Genomic DNA, 23,865 nt, shown 5'->3' on the forward strand with positions numbered 1-23,865 from the left:
CTACATTCAGGGCCACATCGCGGTCCCGGAGGTGCGGATGCGCCGGCTTCTCCCGTCCCTGGCCTGTCTCCTTCTCGCCGTCACCGCGTGCGGCGGCACCGGCGAGAGCGGCGGATCCGGCGCCGCCGATCCGATCAGAGTGGGCCTCATCGTCTCCCTGACCGGCAACTACACGCCGCTCGGCAGCGAGGACAAGAAGGCAGTCGAGCTGGCCGTCGAGCAGGTCAACGCCCAGGGCGGGCTGAACGGCCGCAAGGTCGAGCTGGTCACCCGCGACGACAAGACCGCGCCCGACCAGGGCATCGTGGCCTACAACCAGATCAAGGGCGAGATCGACGCGCTCATCGGCCCCGTCTTCTCCAACGCGGCGCTGGCCATCGAGCCGCTGGCGCAGCGCGACAAGATGCCCTACCTGTCGCTCGCGCCGGCCCAGGAGCAGGTCGAGCCGATCAAGTCGTACGTCTTCGTCACGCCGGCCCTGTCCAGCATGTACGCCGAGCGCTACCTGCAGTACATCCAGGCCATCGGCGTCAAGACGGTCGCCGTGGCCTGGGACTCCAAAAGCGCCTACTCGGTGTCCGGGCACAAGGCGATGGTCGCGCTCGCCCCGAAGTACAACGTGAAGATCGCCGTGGACGAGCCGTACGAGACCACGACCTCCGACTTCAGCGCGATCTTCACGCACGTCCGCGAGTCGAGCGCCGAGGCGCTGGTCTTCTGGGGCTCCGGCGCGCCCGGCGTCACCGCCGCCAAGCAGTACGCGGCCGCCGGGCTGGAGGTGCCGTTGTTCCTGACCGCGTCCCAGGCCAGCAAGCTCTGGCTGGAGCCGATGGGCGCCGCCGCCGAGGGCATGACCGTGCAGAGCGCGATCGGCGTGGTGGGCGAGCACCTGCCCGACGGGCGGCAGAAGCAGATCATCGACCAGATGGCCAAGCCCTACCAGGACAAGCACGGCTACCCGCCGCCGCAGTTCGCGCAGGACGGCTACAGCGCCTGCCTGCTGCTGTTCGAGGCGATCAGGAAGTCCGGCGGCACCGACGAGACCAAGATCCAGCAGGCGCTGGAAAGCATGGACCTGGTCACCCCGAACGGCCGGTTCCGCTACTCCCCCACCGACCACTCCGGGCTGTCCCCCGAGTACATCTCCGTCAACACGGTCAAGAACGGCCAGTTCGTCCCCACGGAGTGGGCCAGGACGCAGCTCGCCAAGACCGTCGGCGCGGGGTAGCCCGTGCTGGCGGTCACCGGGATCTCGCGCTCCTTCGGCGGGGTCTACGCCGTGCGCGACGTCACGCTCGCCGTCGGCGAGGGCGAGGTGTGCGGTGTCATCGGGCCCAACGGAGCCGGCAAGTCCACCCTGTTCAACCTGATCACCGGCCATCTGGCGGCCGACCGGGGCGGCGTCTCCTTTCTCGGCCGCCCGGTCGAGCGGCTCGCACCGCACCGGCGGGCCCGGCTCGGCATGTCCATCGTCTTCCAGGGCGCCCGCGTCTTCCGCGGCATGACGGTCCGGGAGAACGTCATGGTGGGGATGCACGGCCGCACCCGGGCCGGCTTCGTCTCCGCGGCGCTGCGGCTGCCCCGGCACCGCCACGACGAGCGGGAGATCGCCCACGAGGCCGGCCTCGCGCTGGACCGCGTGGGCCTGGCCGAGTGGGCCGACCGGCCCGCGGACCGGCTGCCGATGGGCCAGCAGCGCGCCCTGCAGCTCGCCCGCGCCCTGTGCGCGCGACCCCGGCTGCTGCTGCTCGACGAGCCCGCCTCCGGCCTGCGCGCCGGCGAGCGCGAGCGGCTCGCGACCCTGGTCGAGGAGCTGCGCGCGAGCGGGCTGACGATCCTGCTCATCGAGCACGACGTCGGCTTCGTGACCCGGCTCGCCGACCGCGTCGTCGTCCTCGACCTCGGGCAGGTCATCGCCGACGGGCCGCCCGCCGAGGTGCGCGCGGACCCGCTCGTGCTCGCCGCCTACCTCGGGCAGGCGTCATGATCGACGTCACCGGCCTGGTCGTCGCGTACGGCTCCGCCACCGCCCTCGACCACGTCACCCTCTCGATCCGGCCGGGCGAGATGGTCGCCCTGCTCGGCCCCAACGGAGCGGGCAAGTCGACGCTGGCCAACACCCTGGCCGGCCTGCTCACCCCGGCCTCGGGCACCGTGACCGTACGGGGCCGGCTGGCGCTCATCCCGGAGGGCCGCCAGCTGTTTCCCGACCTGTCGGTCGCCGACAACCTGGCCCTGGGCGGCTGGCGCTCCGGGCAGCGCGACCCGGCCCCGGTCTACACGCTGCTGCCGCGCCTGGCCGAGCTGGCCCCGAGGCGCGCGGGCGTGCTGTCGGGCGGCGAGCAGCAGATGGTGGCCTTCGGCCGGGCCCTCATGTCGCGTCCCGAGGTGCTCGTCGTCGACGAGCTGTCCCTCGGGCTCGCCCCCAACGTCACCTCCGGCCTGGCCCGGCACCTGGTCGAGCTGAACCAGGAGCGGGGCCTGACCGTGCTGCTCATCGAGCAGAACGCGCGCCTCGCCTTCGAGCTGTGCGAGCGGGCGTACGTGCTGGAGTCGGGGCGGCTGGTGGCCGAGGGCGACTGCGCCGACCTGGCCGGCGACCCTCGGGTGGCGGGCGCCTACCTCGGCGGTGCCATCACATGAGCGTCTACCTCGGCGGTGCCATCACGTGAGCGCCTTCCTCGGCTACCTGCTGAACGGCCTGGCCGTCGGGTGCGCCATCGCGCTCATCGCCAGCGGGCTGGTCGCCATCCACCGGGTCACCGGCGTGGTCAACTTCGCCCAGGGCACCTTCGCCGTGGTCGCCGGGCTCTGCGCCTCCTCGCTGCTCGGGCTCGGGCTGCCGCACGGGCTCAGCGAGGTCGCCGCCGTGCTGGTCGCGGCGCTGGCCGGCCTGCTGACCGGTCTCGCGGCCATCGGCCGGCCGGGCACCACGCCGCTGTCGTCGCTCATCGTCACGCTCGGCGTGGGCGTCCTCGCGTACGCCGTCGAGATCGTGCTGTGGGGCGACCAGCCGCGCTCGGCCCCCGGCCTGGCCGGCTCGGTGACCGTCGCCGGCGCCCGGATCCAGACCCAGCACCTGCTCGTCATCGCCGTCACCGCGGTGACGTTCGTCCTGCTCGCCCTCTTCTTCGGCCGCACCTACCTGGGCAAGGCGCTGACCGCGTGCGCCTCCAACCCGTACGCCGCCCGGGTGGTCGGTCTCGACGTGCGGCGGCTGGGGCTGCTGGCCTTCGCGCTGGGCGGGCTGCTCGGCGGCCTCGCCGGGGTGCTGGTCACCCCGCTGCGGCCGATCTCGTTCGACACCGACGTCACGCTCATCGTCAACGGCTTCGCCGCCGCCGTCTTCGGCGGGCTCACCCGGCCGGTCGTCGCGCTCGCCGGCGCGCTGCTGCTCGGCGTCGCCGAGACCATGGCCGCCGGCTACGGCTACGGGTCACACCAGCTGGAGGTGGCGCTGGGCCTGATGCTGGTCGTCATGATCGTGCAGGCCGGCCGCCGTTCGACCATCCACCAGGAGGCCGTGTGAGTCGTCCGCCGGTGGGGCTGCTGATCGGGCTGCCGGTCGCGGCGGTGACGCTCGCCCTGCCCGCGGTGCTCGACGACAGCGCGCTGGCCGTCTACATCCTGCTCGGCCTCTCCGCGATGGTCACGGTCGGGGTGTCGCTGCTGATGGGCTACGCCGGGCAGGTCTCGCTCGGCCAGGGCGCCTTCTACGCCATCGGCGCCTACACCGCCGCCCTGCTCAGCCTGGGCGGCGTCCCGCCGACGGCCGGTCTGGTCGCCGCCCCGGTCGTCGCCGCGGTGTTCGCCGTCGTGATCGGCACGCCGCTGCTCCGGCTGCGCGGCCACCACCTCGCCTTCGCGACGCTGGCCATGCAGCTGATCCTGCTCTCCCTCGCCGGGCAGCTCGACTTCACCGGCGGCGACATCGGGCTGCAGGCCATCCCGCAGTTCGGCGTCGGCTCGTTCGAGATGGGCGGCGCGGCCGCGTACGCTTATCTGACCTGGGGCGGGCTCGCGCTGGTGATGCTGGTGACGCACAACGTGATCACCTCGCGGCCCGGCCGCGCGCTGCGGGCCCTGGCCACCAGCGAGACGGCCGCCGCGTCCTCCGGCATCCCGGTCGGCCGCTACAAGCTGACCGTGTTCGCCCTGTCGGCCGCCTTCGCCGGGCTGGCCGGCGGCATCTACTGCTTCTACACCGGGTACGTCGCGCCGGGCTCCTTCCCGGTGCTCATCTCGATCCAGTACATCGTCATGGCCGTCGTCGGCGGGCTCGGCACGATCTGGGGCGCCGTCGTCGGGGCGACCGCGATCACCCTGCTGCTCCAGGGCCTCAGCACCCTCGCCACCGTGCCGGGAATGCCGACGTACGCGCCGAGCGTGCTGTCGTACGCGGTCTACGCCCTGGTCCTCATCGTCGTCGTCCTCTTCCTGCCCCAGGGGCTGCTGCCCGCCATCACCGGCCGCCTGGCCGCCCGTCGCGACCGGACCCGGCCGCCGCTGGAGGGGGAACGGGACGGCTCTCCCGCCGAGTCCCGCTGACGGGCCGCCGCAATCTTTGCCGGATCTTTCGAAAGCCGCCTCCCAGGCCACCCGGCCGTCGGCCCGCGCCGGAGGCACGCGCGTCAGGCACGCGCGTCAGGCACGCGTGCGGTGTCGCCGTTACCCCACCGGGTCGGGGCCTACCTCTCAAGACGGTGAAAACCTGACCAGAAGGGAACGCCCGCCCCTGCGGCGACGCGCCCACGCACAGGCATAGCGCCTGGTGGAGGGGGTAATCCCCGGCGTACGGCAGGTCGCCGGTCAAGGGTGCCGAGACAGCCGCTCAGGACGGCACACGGCCGCTGATCGCGACACCCGCCACCGCGGCGGAAGGAGTTTCCCGGTGACCATCTACGAGCCGCTGGCCGACGAACCGCCGACCTCACCAACGGCCCCGCCCAGGACGCGCAGGGGCAGGGTGATCGCCGCCTGGCTGTCGACCACCGACCACAAGGTCATCGGATACCTCTACCTGATCACCTCCTACGTCTTCTTCCTCGTCGGCGGCATCATGGCGATGGTCATCAGGGCCGAGCTGGCCCGGCCGGAGCTGCAACTGGTCAGCCAGCAGGTCTACAACCAGATGTTCACCATGCACGGCGCGATCATGCTGCTGTTGTTCGCCACCCCGCTGTTCGCCGGGTTCGCCAACGTGCTGATGCCGTTGCAGATCGGCGCCCCGGACGTGGCCTTCCCACGACTGAACGCGGTCAGCTACTGGCTGTTCCTGTTCGGCGGACTGATCGCGTTGTCCGGCTTCTTCACCAACGGCGGCGCGGCCGACTTCGGCTGGACCGCGTACACACCGCTGTCGCACAAGGTGTTCACCCCCGGCATGGGCGGCGACCTGTGGATCATGGGACTGGTGCTGGCCGGCGTGGGCACGATCCTCGGCTCGGTCAACTTCATCACCACGATCCTCGGGATGCGCGCGCCCGGCATGACGATGTTCCGGATGCCGCTCTTCACCTGGAACGTGCTGCTGACCGGCATGCTCGTGCTGATGGCATTCCCCGTGCTGTCCGCCGCGCTGCTGGTGCTCGAAGCCGACCGCAAGCTCGGCACCCACGTCTACGACGCGGCCAACGGCGGATCGATGATCTGGCAGCACCTGTTCTGGTTCTTCGGCCATCCCGAGGTCTACATCATCGCGCTGCCGTTCTTCGGCATCATCTCCGAGATCGTCCCGGTGTTCTCCCGCAAACCGCTGTTCGGCTACGTCGGTCTCGTCGGCGCCACCATCGCCATCGCGGGGCTGTCGATGACCGTCTGGGCGCACCACATGTTCGGCACCGGGCAGGTGCTGCTGCCGTTCTTCTCGTTCATGACGTTCCTCATCGCGGTGCCGACGGGCGTGAAGTTCTTCAACTGGATCGGCACCATGTGGCGCGGCTATCTGTCCTTCGAGTCGCCGATGCTGTTCGTGATCGGCTTCCTGGTGACGTTCCTGCTCGGCGGCCTCACGGGGGTGATCCTGGCCTCGCCGCCGCTCGACTTCCAGGTCACCGACACCTACTTCGTGGTGGCCCACTTCCACTACGTGGTCTTCGGCACCGTGGTGTTCGCGATGTACGCCGGGTTCTACTTCTGGTGGCCCAAGATGACCGGCAAGATGCTCAACGACACGCTGGGCAAGATCCATTTCTGGCTGCTGTTCATCGGCTTCCACACGACCTTCCTGGTCCAGCACTGGCTCGGCGTGATCGGCATGCCGCGCCGCTACGCCGACTACAGCGCGATCGACGGGTTCACCACGCTCAACGAGATCTCGTCGCTGGGCGCGTTCCTGCTCGGGCTTTCCACGCTGCCGTTCCTCTACAACGTCTGGCACACCGCGCGCCACGCGCCCAGAGTGGAGGTGGACGACCCGTGGGGGTTCGCCAACTCGCTGGAGTGGGCCACCTCCTGCCCCCCGCCCCGGCACAACTTCACCTCGATGCCGCCCATCCGCTCCGAACGACCCGCCTTCGACCTGCGCCATCCGCACGGCGACCCCAGCACGCAGCTCACCGTGGCACCCGGGAGGAGGTACCGGCCATGAGAACCCGGCCGCTGCCCGCGATCGGCCGGCGCGTGCGCCCGGGTCACTGGAAGGGGCCTGGACCATGAGCCTGTCACACCGGGAGCAGCGGATCCTGGCCGAGATCGAGCTGGGCCTGCGTGAGTGCGACCAGGCCTTCGCCCGCCGCATCGACGCGCTCAACGCGGCCGCCGAGGAGGGCCCGAGCCGGTACTCCTCGCACGTGAGCGGGATGGAGCTGGTCTGCGTGCTCATCGCCGCGCTCCTGCTGGCCGTACTCCCGGTGATCGTGGTGCTGCACGCCGGCCGCGCCTGCCCGGCACCCGCGCGTACGGGCAGCTCCACCAGCAGCGGAGCCCCGTACGTGGCGCCCTACCCGCCACCGGCCCGCTCGAACGGATGCCGGTGACGCCCCGGCCTCCAGCCTCAGAGCAGCCCGGCGTTCCGGCCTTTCGCGGGTCCGTCCGTCCCGCGCCCGTGAGCACCTCCAGCAAGCGCGGGACGGGATCGGCGCACTCGGCGACGACGAGTATGGACAGCTCATTTGGCCTGGAGCGGGTGGCCGAAACAGTTGGGTGAGACCGTCTGACTGCGAGTCCAGGCAAGTAAGCTGCCCGCGACCGTCGCGTCGGTGGAGCCATCGAGAGGTTCAAAGCCGCGCGAAAAGCCTCCGCTGGACGCGCGACAGGGGCCGGGACTTTAGCGCAAGACGGTCGACTCTGACGGCGAAGTACCGCGAATGTCGATGACTTACGTACGCGGACGGTGCCGGCATGCGCCGGAAAGCGTATGCGGTTCTCGATCTGAGGCTGACGACACGCGCGCACCGACCGCCTACGCTCTGAAAGCGATCTTGGTGCCTGGTGCGCGGGCCGTTGGGAGCCGGCCGACCGGCGGCCACGAGACGGGATAAGAAAGGACCGATGTTGGCATCGTTGAACGGGACGCGTGGTTTCGATCTGGACGTCGAGCTCGCCCGCGCCGCGCGGGAGACGGAACGGCTGCGGGAGCGTATCGCGGAGTTCGAGGGCAGCGCCGAGACCGCCGGAGGGCTGGTGGCCGCCCGGGTCGGTCCGACCGGCCGGCTGGCCGAGCTGCGCCTCCGGCCGCAGACGATGCGGCTGGGCTCCGAGGAACTGGCCGAGGCGATCGTCGAGGCGGTCGGCGCCGCGCAGGATGACCTGGCCCGGCAGCAGCGGGAGATCACCGCCGATGCCGTCGGCGACGGCCAGACCGGTGGGCCGGGCGGCGCTCATGGCCCCGGTCGCGAGTCCACCCTGCGCCTGCTGGACGACCTGGACCGGCTGTTCGGCCGGTTGTGAGTGGCTGTGCACGGCTTGGCTTGGGGCGCGGGGCTTGGGATCGGAAGAGATGACGAGTAACGGGGAGGAGAGCGGTGACCGATCAGGCGGGGATGTCCATGGCCTTTGACGCGGCACAGCGTGGTTGCGGGGAGATGACGCGCAGCGTCCAAGGCTATGCCGGGGCTGCGACGGGTCTGCGGACCGGTCTGGAGGCATGTGGCGGCGGCACTCAGCAGGATCCGGAGCTGGTCGTGTTGCTGGCAGAGTTCACCGGCCTGCTGTCGCAGGCGGCCGACCGTAGCGCGCAGGTCTACGCGGCCACCGCCGACGGCATGGCCGACACGGTGACGGCCGTGCGCCAGGCCGAGGCGGCGTCCGCGGCGCAGGTCGACGCGGCGCAGGTCCACGCGAAGGGCGCCACATGAGTTTGACGATTCCCGCCGAGTACGCGACGGTGGCCGGACTGATCGGCGGCGGCGTCGCCGCCCTCTTCACCCTGGACGAGGATCATCTGCGCGAGGTGGGGCACACCCTCGGCGTGTTCGCCCGGCAGGCCACGCCCAGCCTGGCCGGCGCCGAGCAGGCCGCCACCGTGTTCACCAGCGCGACCAGCGGCGCGACCAGAGACGAGTTCGCCGGCCACTGGAACACGCTCGCCTCCGAAGGCCATACCGGCAGACTGGTCAGGATCGCCAACTGGGGGTCCACCGCGCTGGGGGCCATCGCTCAAGCCATCGAGCTGGCCAAGATGGGCGTGCTCGCATGGCTGGGCTGGTCCACCGCGCAACTGGCCATCGCCGCCTTCACCGGCGTCGGCGTGATCGCCGCCGCCACCAGCGCCCTCCTGCGCGCTCGCACGTCCATCGGCTCCATCACCACGAAACTCTTCACCCACCTGCGCGGCACCGTCGCCCAGACCATCCGCCGCGCCAGCGACCAGTTGAAAGACATCCTCAACAAACTCCCCAACCTCGGGCCAAAGCCCCGCCTGGCCCTCGCCGGACACGGCCCCACGCCCAGCGCGACCCCGAAAGGCGGCACCCGCCTTTCCTCCAGTTGGGCCTCCCCTGGAAAGCGCAAAGCGGCGGACGAAGCAATGCAGCGGCGACGTGCGGCGCAGGAGTCGATCAAGAGGCTAGGGAAAGAGATTGAGGATCTAGAACAACAGAATCACCAGTTCCGACAAGCCATAAGAAGCCTCAAGCGTGAGATTCAAGGCATGAGAGAGGAGAACGCAGAGCTGATACTTAGAATAAGGGATCCCCATATGTCCGTTTGGAGTGCCAAGAGCTACGGAGAGCTCCTAGATAGGCAGACGAAACTATCGCAGAGCCATCAGAGGGAAATCTCGTCACTGGAAAAAGCGATCAATGCCAATCTTGTTAGCATCGGATCGAAGAGAATCGCCCAGACGACGGAGCGGCGGAATCTGTAGAAGAAAGTTGCCCGATTCGGCCAGTCAGCCACACCTCGGGCTGTCGCCCCTCGTCATCGTGCTCCTCGCCCTGCTCGCCGTGCCCCGCGTGGTGGGGTGTTGAGACTAGTCGGCCGGAATTGCACGAAAAGACTCCGCCACAGGTGAAGCAGGGTTGTGAAGGGGCGTGGGTGGATGGGGGCGACGGATGCCGGTGACGCCCCGGCCTCCAGCCTCAGAGCAGCCCGCCGAGCAGGTAGCCGCCGAACGCCGCCAGCACTCCCAGCACCAGGCTGCCGACGGCGTTGAGGACGGCCTCGGTGACCGCCCCCTCCTCCAGCAGTCGCAGGGTCTCGAAGCCGAAGGTGCTGAACGTGGTCAGGGCGCCGCAGATCCCGGTGCCGACCAGCAGGAGGACCTGCTCGGGCAGCCCGGCCCCGGCGCCCATGCCGAGCAGGAACCCGAGCACGAGGGAGCCGAGGACGTTGACCGTGAGGGTGCCCCAGGGGAAGACGCCCTGGCGGCGGCTCTGCACGTAGCGGTCGATGAGGTAACGGGCCGGCGCGCCGATGGCACCGCCGAGGAACACGAGCAGAACCGTCACCTGGGCGCCCTCGGCGGCCCGCCGACGTAGCGGTAGACCTCCACCCGGTCCATGATCACGAGCCCTTCGGTGACCAGCTCGTCGAGCTGCGCCACGAACTCATCGATCCGGTCCTCGTTGTCGACGATGACGATCGCGATCGGCAGATCGTCGCTGAGCGACAGGATGCGGTCGGTGTGGATGAGCGAGGAGGCGCCGAAGCCCTCCATCCCGCGGAACACGCTCGCGCCGGCCATTCCCTGGTCGTGGGCGCGACGCACGATCTCGGTGTAGAGCGGGCGCTGTCTGTACTGGGCGTCCTCGCCGATCAGGATGGTCAGCCGCATCGCGCTGCCGTGCAGTCTCATCGTCCGCTCCCTTCGCCTCGCCGCCGCGGCAGACCGGCCACGGCCCGGCCCAGGACCGTCCCGCACCAGACGGCCGCCACCCCGGCCAGCAGGCTGTCCAGTGCGTAGAGGTCGGTCGGCGTCCAGACCCCGTCGTCGGCCAGGAGGACGATCTCGGCGGTGAAGGCCGAGAAGGTGGTGTAGCCGCCCAGGAAGCCGACGCCGAGGAAGGGGCGTACGTAGTGGGTGGGCGGCCAGACGTGCAGGACGAAGACCATGAGCAGGCCGAGCAGGAAGCAGCCCGTCACGTTGACCAGGAACGTGCCCCACGGGAAGCCGCCGGCGGCGACCGGCACCGCCTCGCTGACCAGGTAGCGGGCGACGCTGCCCAGACCGCCGCCCAGCGCGATGACCGCGATCACCCGGGTGGCCCGCCTGTCACGCGTACGCGCGGGCAGCTGGAACACGTCCTTGGCCGACCGGCCCCGGAAACCGCCGAGCCGGTCGTGGGCCGGTCGCGAGGTCACCTTCATCCCCCTTGGACACGCGTCGCTGACCTGAGTCAGGAACCATCAGCCACGTGGGCGGTGCGGGCGGCGGGCCGCCCCGGCGGGATCCATCACCGGCGGTCCACCAAGTCTACGTACCGTCCGCCGCGCGCGACTGCGGGGGTGTGCGGTCGACGAGCTCAGAGACCCAGGCGCAGCATGTGCAGCAGGCGGCGCATCTGGGACGGCACGTTGTGCACGCGCACCCGGGTCTCCTGGACGAAGGAGGCCAGCTCGCGGACACCCGACACGTCGATGAAGACGACCCGGCCCGCGTCGACGACGAGATGGCGATCCAACCGCAGGGCCTGGGTCAGCGCACGGCGCAGCGCGCCGCTGTTGGTGGCGTCGACCTCGCCGACCAGCCGGACCACCGTGGGGCCGGCCATCATGGCGCAGGTGACGCGCAGGATCTGGTCGACGTAGAGCAGCTCTCCGGCCGGCACGTCGCCGGAGGGGACCTCACTCCGTGAGTGCACGACGTCGTCACTGTCCGTCGTCATCATGCCGCGCACCTAAACAACCAGCTCGTCGGTGCTCGCGGACGTGCCGATCGGGCGCGGCAAGCGCCTGCCATGCGAAATCTCGATGTTCAAGGTCGGCCCCTTCGAACGGGGACGGGGGTCCTCGTCAACGGTAACGTCGGAATAAGATTACCGGAAGAATTTTTCAGTATAAAGTCTTCAGGTATGGGCCTCAGGTCCTGCGACGAAGACCCGAAATTCCACCCGAGGGCAAGATGCCGGAAACGCCATCCTCCTGGACGTTCTTGACCAACCACGCTCGTGTCCTGCTCGTGATCGCGGGTGACCCGCAAGCTCGCGTGCGGGACATCGCCGCCGCCATCGGCATCACCGAACGAGCGGCCCAGGGCATCGTCACCGACCTGGAGGACGCGGGCTACCTGCAACGCATCCGGATCGGACGGCGCAACAACTACAGCATCGACCCTCGCCAGCATTTCCGCCATCCCACGGAGGCCGATGTCCCGGTGCAGGTGCTGATCGACATGTTCACCCATCGGGATCTCCAGGACGACGAGCAGCCGCCGGGCGACCAGCGGTGACCGCGCCGGCCCGCCGCCTCCCGGCTCCCCACCTCATCGCTCCGGCCGGACCTGCACGTACGATCGACGAATGATCGAAGATACCGAGACCCGGCCCGGATGGCTCGCTCCCGAGGAGCTCGAGTCGGTGCGGGGACGGATGCCGATCCTCTATGTGGACGCCGTGCCGGTGCGGGTCGACACCACCGGGGTCGTGACCCATGTCGGCCTGCTGCTGCGGATCTCCTCCGACGGGGCGGTCAGCCGGGCCCTCGTCTCGGGGCGGGTGCTGCACCAGGAGCGCGTGCGCGACGCGCTGCTGCGCCATCTGGAGAAGGATCTCGGCCCCGTGGCGCTGCCGCACGTGCCGGCGTCGCCGCAGCCGTTCACCATCGCCGAATACTTTCCGTCACGCGACGTGACGCCCTACCACGATCCGCGCCAGCATGCCGTGTCGCTGGCGTACATCGTCCCGGTGGCCGGTGACTGCCGGCCCCGCCAGGACGCGCTCGACCTGGTCTGGTTCACACCGGAGGAGGCGTGCTCCCCGATGGTGCAGGAGGAGATGGCCGGCGGTCAGGGCGTCCTGCTGAAGCAGGCGCTGGCCCACGTCGGCCGGCTCACCTGAGAGTCACGCACGGCGGCGGCTTGCATCTAGCCGATCTATCATGAAATGTCGCGATATGAGCGCTCGCTGGCTCGGTCACCTGCGGCAAACCGTACGCCACGAACTCGGCTACATCCGCACCCAGCTGAGGGGACTCGGCCGCCCGGGCTCGCAGCAACGGCTCCAGGTGCGCCAGGTCGCCAAGGCGACCCTGGCCGCGGTACTCGCCTGGTTCCTCGCCGACCGGCTGCTGCCACGCGAGAGCATCTGGTTCGCCCCGGCGACCGCGGTGATCATGGTGCACGCCACCGTCTACCAGACGCTGACCAACGGGCTGCGCCGGGTCAGCGCGGTCGCCGCGGGCGTCATCCTGGCCGGCAGCATCGGGCACCTGCTCGGCCTGAGCGCGCTCAGCCTCATCCTGGTGATCCCGCCCGCGCTGGTCGCCGCGCGCTGGCACCGGATGGGACGGCACGGCACCGACGTGGCCACCACCGCCGTGCTCATGCTCTCCTTCGGCGCCGCCTCCCAGGAGCGCTATCTGCTCGCCTACATCATCGCCACCGCCGTGGGCGCCCTGTGCGGTGCGGTGGTCAACACCGTGCTGTGGCCGCCGCTCTACCGCGAGCGCCCCGACCTGGCCTTCCGCCGCCTGGCCAAACACCAGGCGGACCTGCTGCGCGACATGGCCGAGAGCCTGCGCGAGGGCTGGGACCTGTCCGGCGCCCCCGAGTGGGAACGCCAGGCCGCCCGGCTGGACTCCCGGCTGGCCGAGGCGAGGACCGCCGTCGCCGACAGCGCCGAGAGCCGCCGCTACAACCTGCGCCACTACCAGTTACGCCGCCTGCGCCGCCAGGCCGACCGTGACCACGCCGCGCTGCTGCGCACCATGACCGGCATCGGCGTGCACCTCCACGCCATCGTCCACGCCCTGACCCATCTCGAACGAGCCGGGACCTCGCAGCCGGCCCCGTCCGACCTCAGCGACGCCTACGCCCGCGACTACGCCGACCTGCTCGACCTGATCGCCGACCTGCTGACCAGCCACATCCATCACGGCGACGACCCCGAACGGGTCCGCGAGCTGCTGTCGCAGGCCGACACGCAGGCCACCCGCATCCACGAGCGGATGACCAGCGAGATCCAGGCCGGCGAGGTCGACCACCCCGCCGGCTGGGCGATCAGTGGCAGCCTGCTCACCGACGCCCACCGCATCATGGCCCTGCTCGCCGGCGAACCCGAGGCGGCTCCGGGCCTGTGATGGCACGGCTAGAACCGGCTCTGCGGGGCAGTGGATGGCCGGTCAGCCCAAGGAGCCCCCCGTGTCGGAAACCCCCGCGCCGAACCCCCCTGCGCCGAAGACCTCGCCGCACGTCGCGTCGTCCGGCGGCGACGCGCCCGCCTCCGGAGCCTCCGGAGGCTCGGGAGCCTCCCGAGCCGAAACGCAGCCGCCCTTCGGCCGGCCTGGCCGGCCCTTCGCCGGCGGCAATCCGTTCCTGTTCGGCTTCAACGCCGCCCTCGGTGTGCTGACCGCCTGGCTGCTGGTCCAGGCGCTGGCCTCCACCGTCTCCGTGCTGATCCTGATCGTGGTGTCGTTGTTCCTCGCCGTCGGGCTGAACCCGTTCGTGGAATGGCTGGAGGAACGCGGCCTGTCCCGCGTGCTCGCGATCACCATCGTGTTCGTCACGGTGATCGCCTTCTTCGTCCTCTTCGCCCTGACCGCCGTGCCCGCGCTGTCGCAACAGGCCGGTCAGTTCGTCGAGCAGCTGCCCACGTACGTCACGCAGTTGCAGAACAACCCGCAGGTGCGCGAGCTCGACCAGCGCTACGGGCTGCTGGAGCGGGCGCAGGAGTACCTGCTCAGCGGCAACCTGGGACAGCAGCTCTTCGGCGGGCTGCTCGGCGCGGCCACCCTGCTGGTCAGCGCGGTCTTCTCCGCCATCACGGCGCTGATCCTGACGCTGTACTTCCTCGCCGCGCTGCCCTCCATCACCAGGTACGGCTACCGGCTGATCCCCCGCAGCCGGCGGCCCCGCGTGCAGATGCTGGGCGACGAGATCTTCCAGCGCGTCGGCGGCTACGTGGCCGGCAACCTGTTGATCTCGCTGATCGCCGGCGTGACGTCGTTCGTGTTCCTGTCGATCGCCGGAGTGCCCTACGCCCTGGCACTGGCCATCATCGTGGCGATCACCGACCTGATCCCGCTGATCGGAGCCGGGATCGGGGCGGCCGTGGCCACGCTGGTCGCCCTCTTCGTGTCGTTCCCGGTCGCCATCGCCACGCTGGTGTTCTTCATCGTCTATCAGCAGATCGAGAACTACCTGATCGCGCCGCGGGTGATGAAGTCGTCCGTGGACGTGCCGGCCGCCACCACCATCGTCGCCGCCCTGATCGGCGGCACCCTGCTCGGCGTCGTCGGCGCGCTGCTCGCCATCCCGGCAGCCGCCGCGCTCCAGCTGATCACGGCGGAGGTCGTGCTGCCCCGGCAGGAACGCCACTGACCTGGGCATTGCCCTCCTGAGGTTTACCCCTCAAGCTCAGGGCAGCAGAACGTCATGGCTACATTGCTGTGGATCCTGGCCGTCGTACTGGTCATCGCCGGCGTCTACGTGCTCATCGCACGCCGCGACATTCTGTGGGGCATCGTCCTCATCGTTCTCGGGCTGCTGGTCGGCCCCGGAGGAGTGAGCATCTTCAACGTCTGACCCTCGTGCCCCGGCCGCACTCAGACCGGGGCACGAGTCGCCGGCGCCGCGCCTGGATGAGCCGTTCCAGGCGCGGTCCGGCATGTCCGGCCAGCACGTCCTCGAACGCTCAGGCCCGAACGCTCAAGCTCGAACGCTCAGGCCCGAACGTCCGGGCTCGAACGAGTCGGGCTCGAACGAGTCGGGCTCGAACGAGTCGGGCTCGAACGAGTCGGGCTCGAACGAGTCGGGCTCGAACGAGTCGGGGTCAGACGAAGGCGCCGAGGCCGGTGATCGCGCGGCCCACGATCAGGGTGTTGATCTCGCGCGTGCCCTCGTAGGAGTAGATCGCCTCCGAGTCGGCCACGAACCTGCCCATGCCATAGTCGAGGACGATGCCGTTGCCGCCCATGATCTCCCGGCCCCAGCCCACGGCCTCACGCATCCTGGCCGTGCAGAACGCCTTGGCCATCGCCGAGTGCTCGTCCTTGTAGACGCCCGCGTCCTGGAGCTGCGCCAGCCGTACGACCATGCCGAGCGAGCAGGTGACGTTGCCGAGCATCCGTACGAGCAGGTCCTGCACCAGCTGGAAGCCCGCCACGGGACGGCCGAACTGCTCGCGCTCCTTGGCGTAGGACAGGGCCCGCTCGTAGGCGCCCATCATGCAGCCGACGGCCTGCCAGGCCACCCCTCCCCGCGTCTGGCGCAGGATCGCCGCGGTGTCCCGGAACGTGGAGGCGCCTGGCAGCCGGTTGGCGTCGGGCACGCGGCAGCCGGTCAGGGTGATGTCGGCGTTCTGCACGGTCCGCAGGGCGATCTTGTTCTCGATCCGCGTCGCGGTGAATCCCGGCGTGCCCTTCTCCACCACGAACCCCTTGACCTGCCCGTCCGCCTCGTCCTTGGCCCAGACCACGATGAGGTCGGCGAAGGTGGCGTTACCGATCCAGCGCTTGGCGCCGTTGAGCACCCAGCTGTCGCCATCGCGTCGCGCCGTGGTGCGCAGGCCGGCCGCCACGTCGGATCCGCCCTTGGGCTCGGTCAGGGCGAACGCCCCGATCTTCGTCATCTCGCTCATCGGCGGCAGCCATCTCTCCTGCTGCTCGTCCGAGCCCAGCCGGGCGATGCTGCCCATGGCCAGGCCGTTGTGCACGCCGAAGAACGTGCCCATCGACGGGTCCACGCGGTTCATCTCCAGCACCACGAATCCGGTCAGCAGGCTGCGTGCCCCCCGGTACGGCAGGCCGGCGATGTCGAGTTCGGCGAACCTGGGGATCAGGTGGTGGGGGAACTTCGCGTTGGTCCACGCCTCGTCGGCGATGGGCGCGACCTCCCGCTCCATGAATTCGCGGACGCGCAGGACGGTCTTCTTCTCGTCGTCCTCAAGCAGCTCGAAGTAGTCGTAGAAGTCACCTGTGTGCACGGCGGTCTCTCCTGACGGTAGACAGGCTGATCACGTGCCCTCAGATGCCCCGGCCAATCGACCCCGGCTCTTTCCTGCGAGACGAAGAAAATCTGTAGCACCCGATGTAGACATGCGCAGCCGTCATCGGTAGAGTTCCTAACGAAGCAACGAGAGAAAGTCCTCGGTGAGCGGCCACACGGGCCGCCTAAGTCTTGCCAGTGAAGTGGAAAGAAAGAGAAGGGAGCGGTTGAGCGCCATCAGGATCGCCCGTCGGCGGCCATAGCGCCGCGCCGGGTCACCGCAGGTCCCACAGATTGGAAGGTGGTCTACGGTCTCGCTTACGCGATCCCCGCGTGCCGTCCCTTCGGGGATGACGCGGACACAAGGAGCCGGCCCAGTGGCCGGCGGATGGTGTTGAACCTCTCGGGGCCCGGTGCATGCACCGGGCCCCCGTCCGCGTTACGGAAGGTTAGATGGATCAAGCCCAAGCGGAGTCGCCAGGCAACTTCCCCGACGACAAGTTCGAAGATGAGGACTACCCGGCCTACAGCATGGGCCGGGCAGCGGAGATCCTGGGTGTCACCCAGGCTTTCTTGCGCACCCTGGACAGCGCTGAGCTGATCTCGCCACAGCGGTCCGGGGGCGGCCACCGCCGCTACTCACGCAGACAGCTCCGGCTCGCCGCCCGCGTCCGCGAGCTCATCGACCAGGGCACCGCCCTGGAGGCGGCCTGCCGCATCATCATCCTGGAAGACCAGCTCGCCGACGCCCAGCGCGCCAACAGCGAGCTTCGCGACTTCCACGATCTCCCCGAGCCGCCGGCGACGGGGTCCTGAAAACCGAACGAGCCGGCGCCCAGACCTTTTCAGGTCCGGACCCCGGCTCGAGGTGGTGCGTCGCGTCAGGCGGGAACGATGTTCTCGGCCTGCGGGCCCTTCTGGCCCTGCGTGACGTCGAAGCTCACCTTCTGGCCCTCGTGGAGCTCGCGAAAGCCCTGAGCGGCGATGTTGGAGTAGTGAGCGAAGACGTCGGCGCCGCCGCCGTCCTGCTCGATGAAGCCGAAGCCCTTTTCAGCGTTGAACCACTTAACGGTGCCAGTCGCCATGTCATTCTCCTTCGATAGGCGCAGAGCTGGTATCCGCACTTCACGGATCCCACGTCGCCGCCATGACCCATCCGGAAATGACCGGCAAAACAAAATGCGCCTGGGTTACATTCGCCAGGCGCACACAAAGTTCATGGGTACCAAAACTGCAACTGATCCTGAGTCTAGCACGCGCCCCGCCGTGCACGGAGCAAAGCCTTGATGCCCCCGCTCGCCTCCTCACAGTGGCCCGCCGTACGGGTTGGGGCGGCGTACGGATCGGGACAGCGGGCTGGTCAGGATGGCGGGCGGGGCCGGCCACGGGGAAGGCCGGCCCCGCAGGGGATGGCGCGCGGTCAGAGGACGGCGCAGCCGATGCGGACGGGGACACGGGCGGAGTAGCGGCCCGACATCGTGTCGTAGGCGTAGGCGTACGCGTTGGCCGGCTTGTTCTTGGCGGAGCAGTCGAACTTGCCGGTCTTGTAGCCGAAGCTGCCGCCCGGGTAGCCGCCGTTGGACTTGGCGGTCACGCTGCCGTTCCAGTAGACGGCGTCGTTGTGCTTCCACCGGATGACGAGCTGGACCTTGCCGAAGTTGTAGTGGCTGCCGTTCAGCTTGAGCCGGGCGATGTCGTCCACGGACGTGCTGGTGGCGGTGCCGTCGCCGTTGTCCCTGGGCGGAACCGTGTACTTGGTGATCCACAGCTTGGCCAGGACCTTGCGGCCCGAGCTCGCCCGGTTGTCGGCGGCGGCCAGGTCGCGCTGCTGGCCGGTGACGCACACGTCGTCGCCGTTGTAGGCCCCGCGCCAGACGTAGGGGACGACGCAGGTGTGCGGGCCGTAGGCGCCGTTGGTCCAGCGACCGGCCTTGGCGGCGTTGTCGGCGGCGACCTGCTCGCGGGTCTTCGGCAGGACGCAGGCGAGGTCGGAGGACCGGGCGACCCGCCAGACGTAACCCTGGCGGCAGGTCTCAGGGCCGGGGTCGGCGACGGTGGTCGTGGCGTTGGCCGCGGTGGCGTTCGTGGCGGTGGTGGCGGAGGCGGAGGTGGCGGGGACCGCGGTGGCGAGGCCGGCGATCGCGAAGACGGCCAGGCCGAGCAAGGTGCGCTTCATGGGGGGTCTCCTGTTCGTGCTGTCTTCCCGGTCCGGCGGTGCCCCCGGGTCTCGCTCCAGTTATGCGCCCCGCCGCCTGCGAGTGCCTTGACCGGCACTGACGAAAGCCGCCGATAGCGGGCTGAAAGGCGGCCAACGGGTTGCAACCCGCTGGAACGCGCAGCGACACCCCGAGACCCGGCCCACTTCCGGCCGCTACCCCGGCCGCAGGCCGGTCGAAGACCCGACCCCACCCTGGTCGGAGACCCGACCCCACCCCCGGTCGAAGACCCGGTCGAGGGGCCGGTCGAGGGGCCGGTCGAGGGGCCGAACCTGACGCCTCTGGAGCCCCATTGGTTTACCTAAATCTCAAAAAATGTCCGAGATTTCGTGACAAGACGCGACCTACCCCGACAGAATGCGGAGCCTATCCAGCGTCCGACCCGACTGGAGGAACCCCCATATGCGTAGACCCTTGGGGTACTCGCGAGCGTCGTAAGCCTGATGGCCCTCGGAATGCCCGTCGCCAGCGCCAACGCCGCGACGGAAGCGCAGGCCGCCGCCTGCCGGGTGAAGGTGGCCAAGCCGGCCCTCACCGCCGACGGCAAGATCCGGGCGTCCGCGTCCCGTCGCGGCTGTGACGACACCGCACTGGTCCGCATCCGCGTCAAGCGCGCCCAGGCCGGCGCCGACCCGGTCGTCAAGAGCGGGGCCAAGAGAAGCACAGGCGGAAACGTCACCATCACTCTGCCGTGCACCCCCGGCGTCTACTACGCCGTAGCCACCGACTACCGCGGCAACACCGGCAAGTCCCGGGCCACCCGGCTGACCTGCACCCCGAGCACCCCGGGCACGCCGACCCCGACGGCCTCCCCCACCTCGCCGGCCACCCCCAAGCCCTCCACCACCGCCACGTCCTCCCCCAAGCCGTCCGCCACCGCGACGCCGCCCGCCGGCACCGTCGGCACGGCCGAGGAGAACGAGGTCGTACGGCTGACCAACGTGGAGCGCGCGAAGGGCGGCTGCCAGCCGCTCAAGCACGACGCCCAGCTCCGCCAGGCCGCCTTCGGCCACTCGTCGGACATGGCGACCCAGAACTACTTCAGCCACACGTCCAAGGACGGCCGCACCTTCATGGACCGCATCCGGGGCGCCGGCTTCACCGGTGGCTCCGGCTGGGCGGAGAACATCGCGATGGGTCAGTCCACCCCGGCGGCCGTGGTGACCGGCTGGATGAACAGCTCCGGTCACAAGGCCAACATCATGAACTGCAAGTACACCCTCATCGGTGTCGGGGCGGCCAAGAACTCCAAGGGCCAGATCTACTGGACCCAGAACTTCGCCGCCAAGTAGCAGCCGCGTACGAGAGTCACCAGCCGACGGCGGGTGACTGAGACGCCCCGCGACGGTCGCCCGTCGCGGGGCGTCGCCGTTCCGGGGCCGCGCAGCCCTTCCGGGGCCGCGTCGCCATTGCGGGGCCCCGCAGGTCGCAAGGGAATCTCGCCACGACTTCCGTCCATGACGCATACCGCGCACCGCGCTGGGCACTGCTCTCGGGGCACTGGGGCGAGCTGCACGACATGGACACCGAAACGACGTGGACGGGGTCAGTTATGGACCGGCTCAACCACGAGCCCGGGAAGCCCGCGGAGATCGCGATCATCGGAATCGCGTGCAGATACCCGGGAGCGCACGGGCCCGACCAGTTCTGGCGGCTGCTGATGGACAGGGTGGACGTCGTCGGCGACGCGCCACGCGCACCCGGCGCCGGGGCAGGGCAGGGCGGCCGGCTCGACGCGATCGACCGCTTCGACGCGGGCTTCTTCGACATGGCGCCGAGGGAGGCGCAGCAGGCGGACCCTCAGCTCCGCCTCTTCCTGGAGACCGCCTGGGAGGCGATCGAGGACGCCGGGCTGTGCCCGGACCGGCTCGCGGGCAGCAGAACCGGCGTGTTCGTGGGGCAGGTGACCTCCAACTACTGGGAACTGCTCTGCCGGCAGGCCGATCCCGACATCTACAGCCTGGTCGGCAGCGAGTTCCGGGCGTCGCTGCCCGGACGCGTCTCGTTCCACCTCGACCTGCGCGGGCCGAGTGTGTCCGTCGACACCGCCTGCTCCGCGTCACTCGCCGCCGTCCACCTGGCCTGTCAGAGCATGCGGCTGGGCGAGTCGACGACGGCCCTGGTCGGCGGCGTCAACCTGGTCCTGCTCCCTCAGGAGGGGGCGGCCTTCGCGGACGCCGGCATGCTGGCGCCGGACGGCCGGTGCAAGTTCGGCGACGCCGCCGCCGACGGGTTCGTCCGGTCGGACGGGGTCGGCGTCGTCGTCCTCAAGCCGTTGTCCGACGCCGTCGCCGACGGGGACCGGGTGTACGCGGTCATCCACGGGAGCGCGGTCAACAACGACGGGCGGAGCAACGGGCAACTCATGACGCCGAGCGTGGCCGGGCAGGAGCACCTGCTGCGGGCGGCGCTGGAGGCCGCCGGAGTGGACGCCGCCGACGTCGACTACGTCGAGGCGCACGGGACCGGGACCAGGGTGGGCGACCTGGTGGAGCTGACCGCCCTCGGCAACATCCTCGGCGAGGGGCGACCGGCCGGGAAGCCCTGCCTGGTGGGCTCGGTGAAGTCCAACATCGGGCACGCCGAGGCCGCCGCTGGGATCGCGGGGCTGATCAAGGCGGCGCTCTGCGTCGACCACCGGGCCGTCCCGCCCACGCTGCACGTCCTCGAACCGAACCCCGCGATCGCGGGTGACGACTCAGCTCTGGAACTTCCGACCGAGCCATGGCGGCTGACCGATCCGGGGCCGGTGATCGCCGGGGTGAGCTCGTTCGGCATCTCGGGGACGAACGCGCACGTCGTACTCGGAGAGCACGTCCAGAACAGAGCGGAGCCCAGTGCCCAGGGCCGATCGGAGGCCGGTACGCGGAGCCACGCGGAGGCCGGTACGCGGAGCCAAGCGGAGGCCGGTGCGCGGGTCCGAGCGGAAGTCGGTGCGCGGGGCCGTCCGCCGGTGGGCGGAGCGCACCTGCTCACTCTGTCGGCCCGCTCGCCGGAGGCGTTGAGGGAGGCGGCCGGCAAAGCCGCCGGCTACCTGGCGCCCGGTGGCGCGGGACGCCGGCCGAGCCTGCGCGACATCTGTTACACGGCGGCACGGCGGCGCGGCCACCACGAGAGCCGGCTGGTCGCCGTAGGTGCGACGCACGACGCCCTGGCCTCGGCGTTACGCGAGTACGGACACGCGGGCGCGGCCGACGACGTGATCGCAGGCGACGACGTGCCGGGCGATGCGCCCCGGATCGCGTTCGTCTTCCCAGGGCAGGGTTCGCAGTGGACGGGGATGGCCCGCGACCTGCTGTCGTCCTCCGAGGTGTTCCGTGAGGCGCTACGGCGATGCTCGGAGGCGGTCGAGGCGGAGGCGGGCTGGTCGGTCCTCGCCAGGCTGGAGGCCGGGGCGCCTCTGTCGGACCGCGCCGAGGAGATCCAGCCCACCCTGTGGGCCGTGTCGGTGGCGCTGGCCGCGCTGTGGCGCTCCCTCGGCGTCGAACCCGACCTGGTCATCGGGCACAGCATGGGCGAGGTGGCGGCGGCCTGTGTCGCCGGCGGCCTCGGGCTGCCCGACGCCGCCGCGATCATCTGCCGGCGCAGCGGACTGGCCCAGCGGATCAGCGGGCGCGGCGCGATGGTGTCGGCGGGGATCTCCGGCGAGGCGGCTCGGGCGGCGCTCACCGGCCACGAGGACCGTGTCGCGGTGGCCGCCTTCAACGGCCCCGCGTCCACGATCCTGTCCGGCGATCCGGAGGCGCTCGGCGAGATCACGCGTGACCTCGACCAGCGCGGGGTCTTCCACCGTACGGTCCAGGTGGCCTTCGCCTCGCACAGTCCGCAGGTGGACGGCCTCAGGCAGGACCTGCTGCGGGAACTGCGCGACCTCCGGCCGGCCGCGCCGGACGTCCCGATCTGGTCGACCGTGCTCGACCGCTTCGCCGACGGCGCGGAACTCGACGCCGGCTACTGGGTCGGCAACCTGCGCGGGCCCGTACGGTTCGCCTCCGCCGTGAGCCGGGTGGCCGCGGCGGCGCCGACGGTGTTCGTGGAGGTCAGCCCGCATCCCATCCTGGCCGGATCGATCGGGGACTGCCTGCGCCACCACGGGCTCCCCGGCTCGGCCGTGGCCTCGCTGCGCCGGGACCGGCCCGCGTGGACCGCCCTGCGGGAGTCGCTGGCCGCGATCCACGTCGCGGGCGGGCCGGTGGACTGGAGCCGCCTCTACCCGGAGGGCCGGCCCGTGCGCCTGCCGTCCTATCCGTGGCAACGCGAAAGCCACTGGTTCACCCCCACCTCGCCCCCGCCGTTCTCGTCCTCTCGCGATGGCGCGCCGATCCCAGCCGCCCCTTCGGCCCACCCACATCCGGCTCCGGCTCCGGCTCCCGCCATGGAGCAGGGGCAGGGGCCAGGATCGGAACCGGGTTCGGAACCTGAGCCGAGCCCGGCTCCGGTTCCAGGCCCCCAGCCAGGTCCGGCTTGGGGCCCTGAGCCAGGTCCGGTTCGGGACCCCGAGCCGGGTCCGGTTCGGGACCCCGAGCCGGGTCCGGTTCGGGACCCCCAGCCGGGTCCGGTTTTGGGCCCCGAGCCGGGTCCGGTTCCGGGTGCCCGTTCGGATGGACATCCCCGTACGGGTGACGGGGTTGTGCGGCGGGTGGTGGAGCGGATCGCTCAGGAGCTGTCGATGCCGGCCGCCCGGCTGAACCTGCGCAGGCCGCTGCGCTCGCTGGGCCTCGACTCGCTGATGGCCTCGCGGCTGTCCCGGAGCCTGCGGGCCGATCCGGGGGTCGAGGTGTCGCCGCGAACGCTGCTGGGCGAACAGCCGGTCGGCGAGTTGCTCGAAGAGGTCAGGAGCTCCAGTGGACAGGGCTCATGGTGACGCTTGTTTCGAGTAGCCCCTGACTGCGTCGCTGGTGCCGAACCGAACATCCCACTCACCCTCCGGCAGTGGCACCGGAACTCGATCTCCGCGCTTGGGGCTCACGGCGAAACCCGCACCGGCCCGAAGTCACCACTCGTGGGCTCGTGGCCTCGGCACAGCGCGCGGAGCCGGCCTTGATCCTGGCAGTGGCCCGCCAGCCCTCGATGTCAGAACACGTTCCGAGAAAGGCGACCGAGGAGATTCATGGCGATCGACTGAGA

At 70.3% G+C, this 23,865-nt stretch carries 25 protein-coding genes; 18 read left to right on the plus strand and 7 right to left on the minus strand.

Annotation, left to right across the window (positions count from 1 at the left end; genetic code table 11):
- Positions 1 to 37 precede the first annotated feature (37 nt).
- From AB0I38_RS01525 to AB0I38_RS01570, 10 genes are all read left to right on the plus strand, one after another.
- A complete protein-coding gene (locus tag AB0I38_RS01525) occupies positions 38 to 1,228 on the plus strand; it encodes an ABC transporter substrate-binding protein (protein ID WP_358460094.1) in 1,191 nt (396 codons plus the stop codon).
- A gap of 3 nt (positions 1,229 to 1,231) precedes the next feature.
- Positions 1,232 to 1,987 carry an ABC transporter ATP-binding protein gene (locus tag AB0I38_RS01530; protein ID WP_358460097.1) on the plus strand — a complete coding sequence of 252 codons (756 nt, stop codon included), beginning with the start codon at positions 1,232 to 1,234 and terminating at the stop codon, positions 1,985 to 1,987.
- A complete protein-coding gene (locus AB0I38_RS01535; protein WP_358460100.1) occupies positions 1,984 to 2,643 on the plus strand; it encodes an ABC transporter ATP-binding protein in 660 nt (219 codons plus the stop codon). Before AB0I38_RS01530 ends, AB0I38_RS01535 begins: the two co-directional genes overlap by 4 nt.
- A 25-nt stretch (positions 2,644 to 2,668) precedes the next feature.
- Positions 2,669 to 3,529, plus strand: coding sequence for a branched-chain amino acid ABC transporter permease (locus tag AB0I38_RS01540; RefSeq protein WP_358460103.1), 861 nt, complete (start codon positions 2,669 to 2,671; stop codon positions 3,527 to 3,529).
- Positions 3,526 to 4,548, plus strand: coding sequence for a branched-chain amino acid ABC transporter permease (locus AB0I38_RS01545; protein ID WP_358460106.1), 1,023 nt, complete (start codon positions 3,526 to 3,528; stop codon positions 4,546 to 4,548). Before AB0I38_RS01540 ends, AB0I38_RS01545 begins: the two co-directional genes overlap by 4 nt.
- A gap of 361 nt (positions 4,549 to 4,909) precedes the next feature.
- Positions 4,910 to 6,589: an aa3-type cytochrome oxidase subunit I gene (gene ctaD, locus AB0I38_RS01550; protein ID WP_358460773.1), complete on the plus strand. Its 1,680-nt coding sequence runs from the start codon at positions 4,910 to 4,912 to the stop codon at positions 6,587 to 6,589.
- A gap of 64 nt (positions 6,590 to 6,653) precedes the next feature.
- On the plus strand, positions 6,654 to 6,977 hold the full coding sequence (locus tag AB0I38_RS01555) for a DUF3040 domain-containing protein (RefSeq protein WP_358460109.1): 324 nt from the start codon (positions 6,654 to 6,656) through the stop codon (positions 6,975 to 6,977).
- A gap of 526 nt (positions 6,978 to 7,503) precedes the next feature.
- Positions 7,504 to 7,890: a YbaB/EbfC family nucleoid-associated protein gene (locus AB0I38_RS01560; RefSeq protein ID WP_358460112.1), complete on the plus strand. Its 387-nt coding sequence runs from the start codon at positions 7,504 to 7,506 to the stop codon at positions 7,888 to 7,890.
- A 74-nt stretch (positions 7,891 to 7,964) separates the two neighbouring features.
- Positions 7,965 to 8,297 (plus strand): hypothetical protein, encoded by a 333-nt coding sequence (locus AB0I38_RS01565; protein ID WP_358460115.1) that lies wholly within the window; start codon positions 7,965 to 7,967, stop codon positions 8,295 to 8,297.
- A complete protein-coding gene (locus tag AB0I38_RS01570) occupies positions 8,294 to 9,307 on the plus strand; it encodes a bZIP transcription factor (RefSeq protein WP_358460118.1) in 1,014 nt (337 codons plus the stop codon). The genes AB0I38_RS01565 and AB0I38_RS01570 overlap by 4 nt, the downstream gene beginning before the upstream one ends.
- 214 nt (positions 9,308 to 9,521) lie before the next feature.
- Here the strand turns inward: AB0I38_RS01570 and crcB (AB0I38_RS01575) are convergent, their stop codons facing one another.
- From crcB (AB0I38_RS01575) to AB0I38_RS01590, 4 genes are all read right to left on the minus strand, one after another.
- Positions 9,522 to 9,890: a fluoride efflux transporter CrcB gene (gene crcB / locus AB0I38_RS01575; protein WP_358460121.1), complete on the minus strand. Its 369-nt coding sequence runs from the start codon at positions 9,888 to 9,890 to the stop codon at positions 9,522 to 9,524.
- The gene (locus AB0I38_RS01580) at positions 9,887 to 10,237 is read right to left on the minus strand and encodes a DUF190 domain-containing protein (protein WP_358460123.1); all 351 of its coding nucleotides are present in this window, start codon (positions 10,235 to 10,237) and stop codon (positions 9,887 to 9,889) included. Before AB0I38_RS01580 ends, crcB (AB0I38_RS01575) begins: the two co-directional genes overlap by 4 nt.
- Positions 10,234 to 10,743, minus strand: a complete 510-nt coding sequence (crcB, locus tag AB0I38_RS01585; RefSeq protein WP_358460126.1) for a fluoride efflux transporter CrcB — start codon at positions 10,741 to 10,743, stop codon at positions 10,234 to 10,236. The genes AB0I38_RS01580 and crcB (AB0I38_RS01585) overlap by 4 nt, the downstream gene beginning before the upstream one ends.
- 161 nt (positions 10,744 to 10,904) lie before the next feature.
- Positions 10,905 to 11,270, minus strand: a complete 366-nt coding sequence (locus AB0I38_RS01590; RefSeq protein WP_358460129.1) for an STAS domain-containing protein — start codon at positions 11,268 to 11,270, stop codon at positions 10,905 to 10,907.
- Positions 11,271 to 11,503: 233 nt separating this feature from the next.
- Here AB0I38_RS01590 and AB0I38_RS01595 point away from each other — a divergent pair, with 233 nt between their 5' ends.
- The 5 genes from AB0I38_RS01595 (at position 11,504) to AB0I38_RS01615 (ending at position 15,121) form a co-directional block, all read left to right on the plus strand.
- Entirely contained in the window at positions 11,504 to 11,830 is a 327-nt protein-coding gene (locus AB0I38_RS01595; RefSeq protein WP_358460132.1) for a helix-turn-helix transcriptional regulator, read from the plus strand.
- 70 nt (positions 11,831 to 11,900) lie between these two features.
- A complete protein-coding gene (locus AB0I38_RS01600; protein ID WP_358460135.1) occupies positions 11,901 to 12,437 on the plus strand; it encodes an NUDIX hydrolase family protein in 537 nt (178 codons plus the stop codon).
- A 55-nt stretch (positions 12,438 to 12,492) separates the two neighbouring features.
- On the plus strand, positions 12,493 to 13,677 hold the full coding sequence (locus AB0I38_RS01605; RefSeq protein ID WP_358460138.1) for an FUSC family protein: 1,185 nt from the start codon (positions 12,493 to 12,495) through the stop codon (positions 13,675 to 13,677).
- 61 nt (positions 13,678 to 13,738) lie between these two features.
- The gene (locus AB0I38_RS01610; protein WP_358460141.1) at positions 13,739 to 14,917 is read left to right on the plus strand and encodes an AI-2E family transporter; all 1,179 of its coding nucleotides are present in this window, start codon (positions 13,739 to 13,741) and stop codon (positions 14,915 to 14,917) included.
- 54 nt (positions 14,918 to 14,971) lie between these two features.
- Entirely contained in the window at positions 14,972 to 15,121 is a 150-nt protein-coding gene (locus AB0I38_RS01615) for a GPGG-motif small membrane protein (protein WP_189122083.1), read from the plus strand.
- A 247-nt stretch (positions 15,122 to 15,368) separates the two neighbouring features.
- Here AB0I38_RS01615 and AB0I38_RS01620 read toward each other — a convergent pair whose 3' ends face one another.
- Entirely contained in the window at positions 15,369 to 16,520 is a 1,152-nt protein-coding gene (locus tag AB0I38_RS01620) for an acyl-CoA dehydrogenase family protein (RefSeq protein ID WP_358460144.1), read from the minus strand.
- 455 nt (positions 16,521 to 16,975) lie between these two features.
- On the opposite strand from AB0I38_RS01620, the gene AB0I38_RS01625 reads away from it, so the two are divergent.
- Complete coding sequence (locus AB0I38_RS01625; RefSeq protein WP_358460147.1) at positions 16,976 to 17,338, plus strand: MerR family transcriptional regulator; 363 nt, start codon at positions 16,976 to 16,978, stop codon at positions 17,336 to 17,338.
- Between the two features lie 65 nt (positions 17,339 to 17,403).
- Here AB0I38_RS01625 and AB0I38_RS01630 read toward each other — a convergent pair whose 3' ends face one another.
- Entirely contained in the window at positions 17,404 to 17,607 is a 204-nt protein-coding gene (locus tag AB0I38_RS01630) for a cold-shock protein (protein WP_014179498.1), read from the minus strand.
- A 335-nt stretch (positions 17,608 to 17,942) separates the two neighbouring features.
- Positions 17,943 to 18,698 (minus strand): hypothetical protein, encoded by a 756-nt coding sequence (locus AB0I38_RS01635; protein WP_358460150.1) that lies wholly within the window; start codon positions 18,696 to 18,698, stop codon positions 17,943 to 17,945.
- A gap of 483 nt (positions 18,699 to 19,181) precedes the next feature.
- On the opposite strand from AB0I38_RS01635, the gene AB0I38_RS01640 reads away from it, so the two are divergent.
- Positions 19,182 to 20,030 carry a CAP domain-containing protein gene (locus AB0I38_RS01640; protein ID WP_358460153.1) on the plus strand — a complete coding sequence of 283 codons (849 nt, stop codon included), beginning with the start codon at positions 19,182 to 19,184 and terminating at the stop codon, positions 20,028 to 20,030.
- Positions 20,031 to 20,257: 227 nt separating this feature from the next.
- Entirely contained in the window at positions 20,258 to 23,602 is a 3,345-nt protein-coding gene (locus AB0I38_RS01645) for a type I polyketide synthase (protein WP_358460156.1), read from the plus strand.
- Positions 23,603 to 23,865 lie beyond the last annotated feature (263 nt).

It is taken from the genome of Nonomuraea cavernae, from assembly GCF_040655715.1.
Classification (GTDB): Bacteria; Actinomycetota; Actinomycetes; order Streptosporangiales; family Streptosporangiaceae; genus Nonomuraea; species Nonomuraea cavernae_A.

Bases quoted from the DNA above. Each gene is read 5' to 3' on its own strand.
- AB0I38_RS01525 (WP_358460094.1), top strand. From the start codon at position 38: ATGCGCCGGCTTCTCCCGTCCCTGGCCTGTCTCCTTCTCGCCGTCACC.
- AB0I38_RS01535 (WP_358460100.1), top strand. From the start codon at position 1,984: ATGATCGACGTCACCGGCCTGGTCGTCGCGTACGGCTCCGCCACCGCC.
- AB0I38_RS01555 (WP_358460109.1), top strand. From the start codon at position 6,654: ATGAGCCTGTCACACCGGGAGCAGCGGATCCTGGCCGAGATCGAGCTG.
- AB0I38_RS01570 (WP_358460118.1), top strand. From the start codon at position 8,294: ATGAGTTTGACGATTCCCGCCGAGTACGCGACGGTGGCCGGACTGATC.
- AB0I38_RS01580 (WP_358460123.1), bottom strand. From the start codon at position 10,237: ATGAGACTGCACGGCAGCGCGATGCGGCTGACCATCCTGATCGGCGAG.
- AB0I38_RS01590 (WP_358460129.1), bottom strand. From the start codon at position 11,270: ATGATGACGACGGACAGTGACGACGTCGTGCACTCACGGAGTGAGGTC.
- AB0I38_RS01595 (WP_358460132.1), top strand. From the start codon at position 11,504: ATGCCGGAAACGCCATCCTCCTGGACGTTCTTGACCAACCACGCTCGT.
- AB0I38_RS01600 (WP_358460135.1), top strand. From the start codon at position 11,901: ATGATCGAAGATACCGAGACCCGGCCCGGATGGCTCGCTCCCGAGGAG.
- AB0I38_RS01605 (WP_358460138.1), top strand. From the start codon at position 12,493: ATGAGCGCTCGCTGGCTCGGTCACCTGCGGCAAACCGTACGCCACGAA.
- AB0I38_RS01615 (WP_189122083.1), top strand. From the start codon at position 14,972: ATGGCTACATTGCTGTGGATCCTGGCCGTCGTACTGGTCATCGCCGGC.
- AB0I38_RS01625 (WP_358460147.1), top strand. From the start codon at position 16,976: ATGGATCAAGCCCAAGCGGAGTCGCCAGGCAACTTCCCCGACGACAAG.
- AB0I38_RS01630 (WP_014179498.1), bottom strand. From the start codon at position 17,607: ATGGCGACTGGCACCGTTAAGTGGTTCAACGCTGAAAAGGGCTTCGGC.
- AB0I38_RS01635 (WP_358460150.1), bottom strand. From the start codon at position 18,698: ATGAAGCGCACCTTGCTCGGCCTGGCCGTCTTCGCGATCGCCGGCCTC.
- AB0I38_RS01640 (WP_358460153.1), top strand. From the start codon at position 19,182: ATGGCCCTCGGAATGCCCGTCGCCAGCGCCAACGCCGCGACGGAAGCG.
- AB0I38_RS01645 (WP_358460156.1), top strand. From the start codon at position 20,258: ATGGACACCGAAACGACGTGGACGGGGTCAGTTATGGACCGGCTCAAC.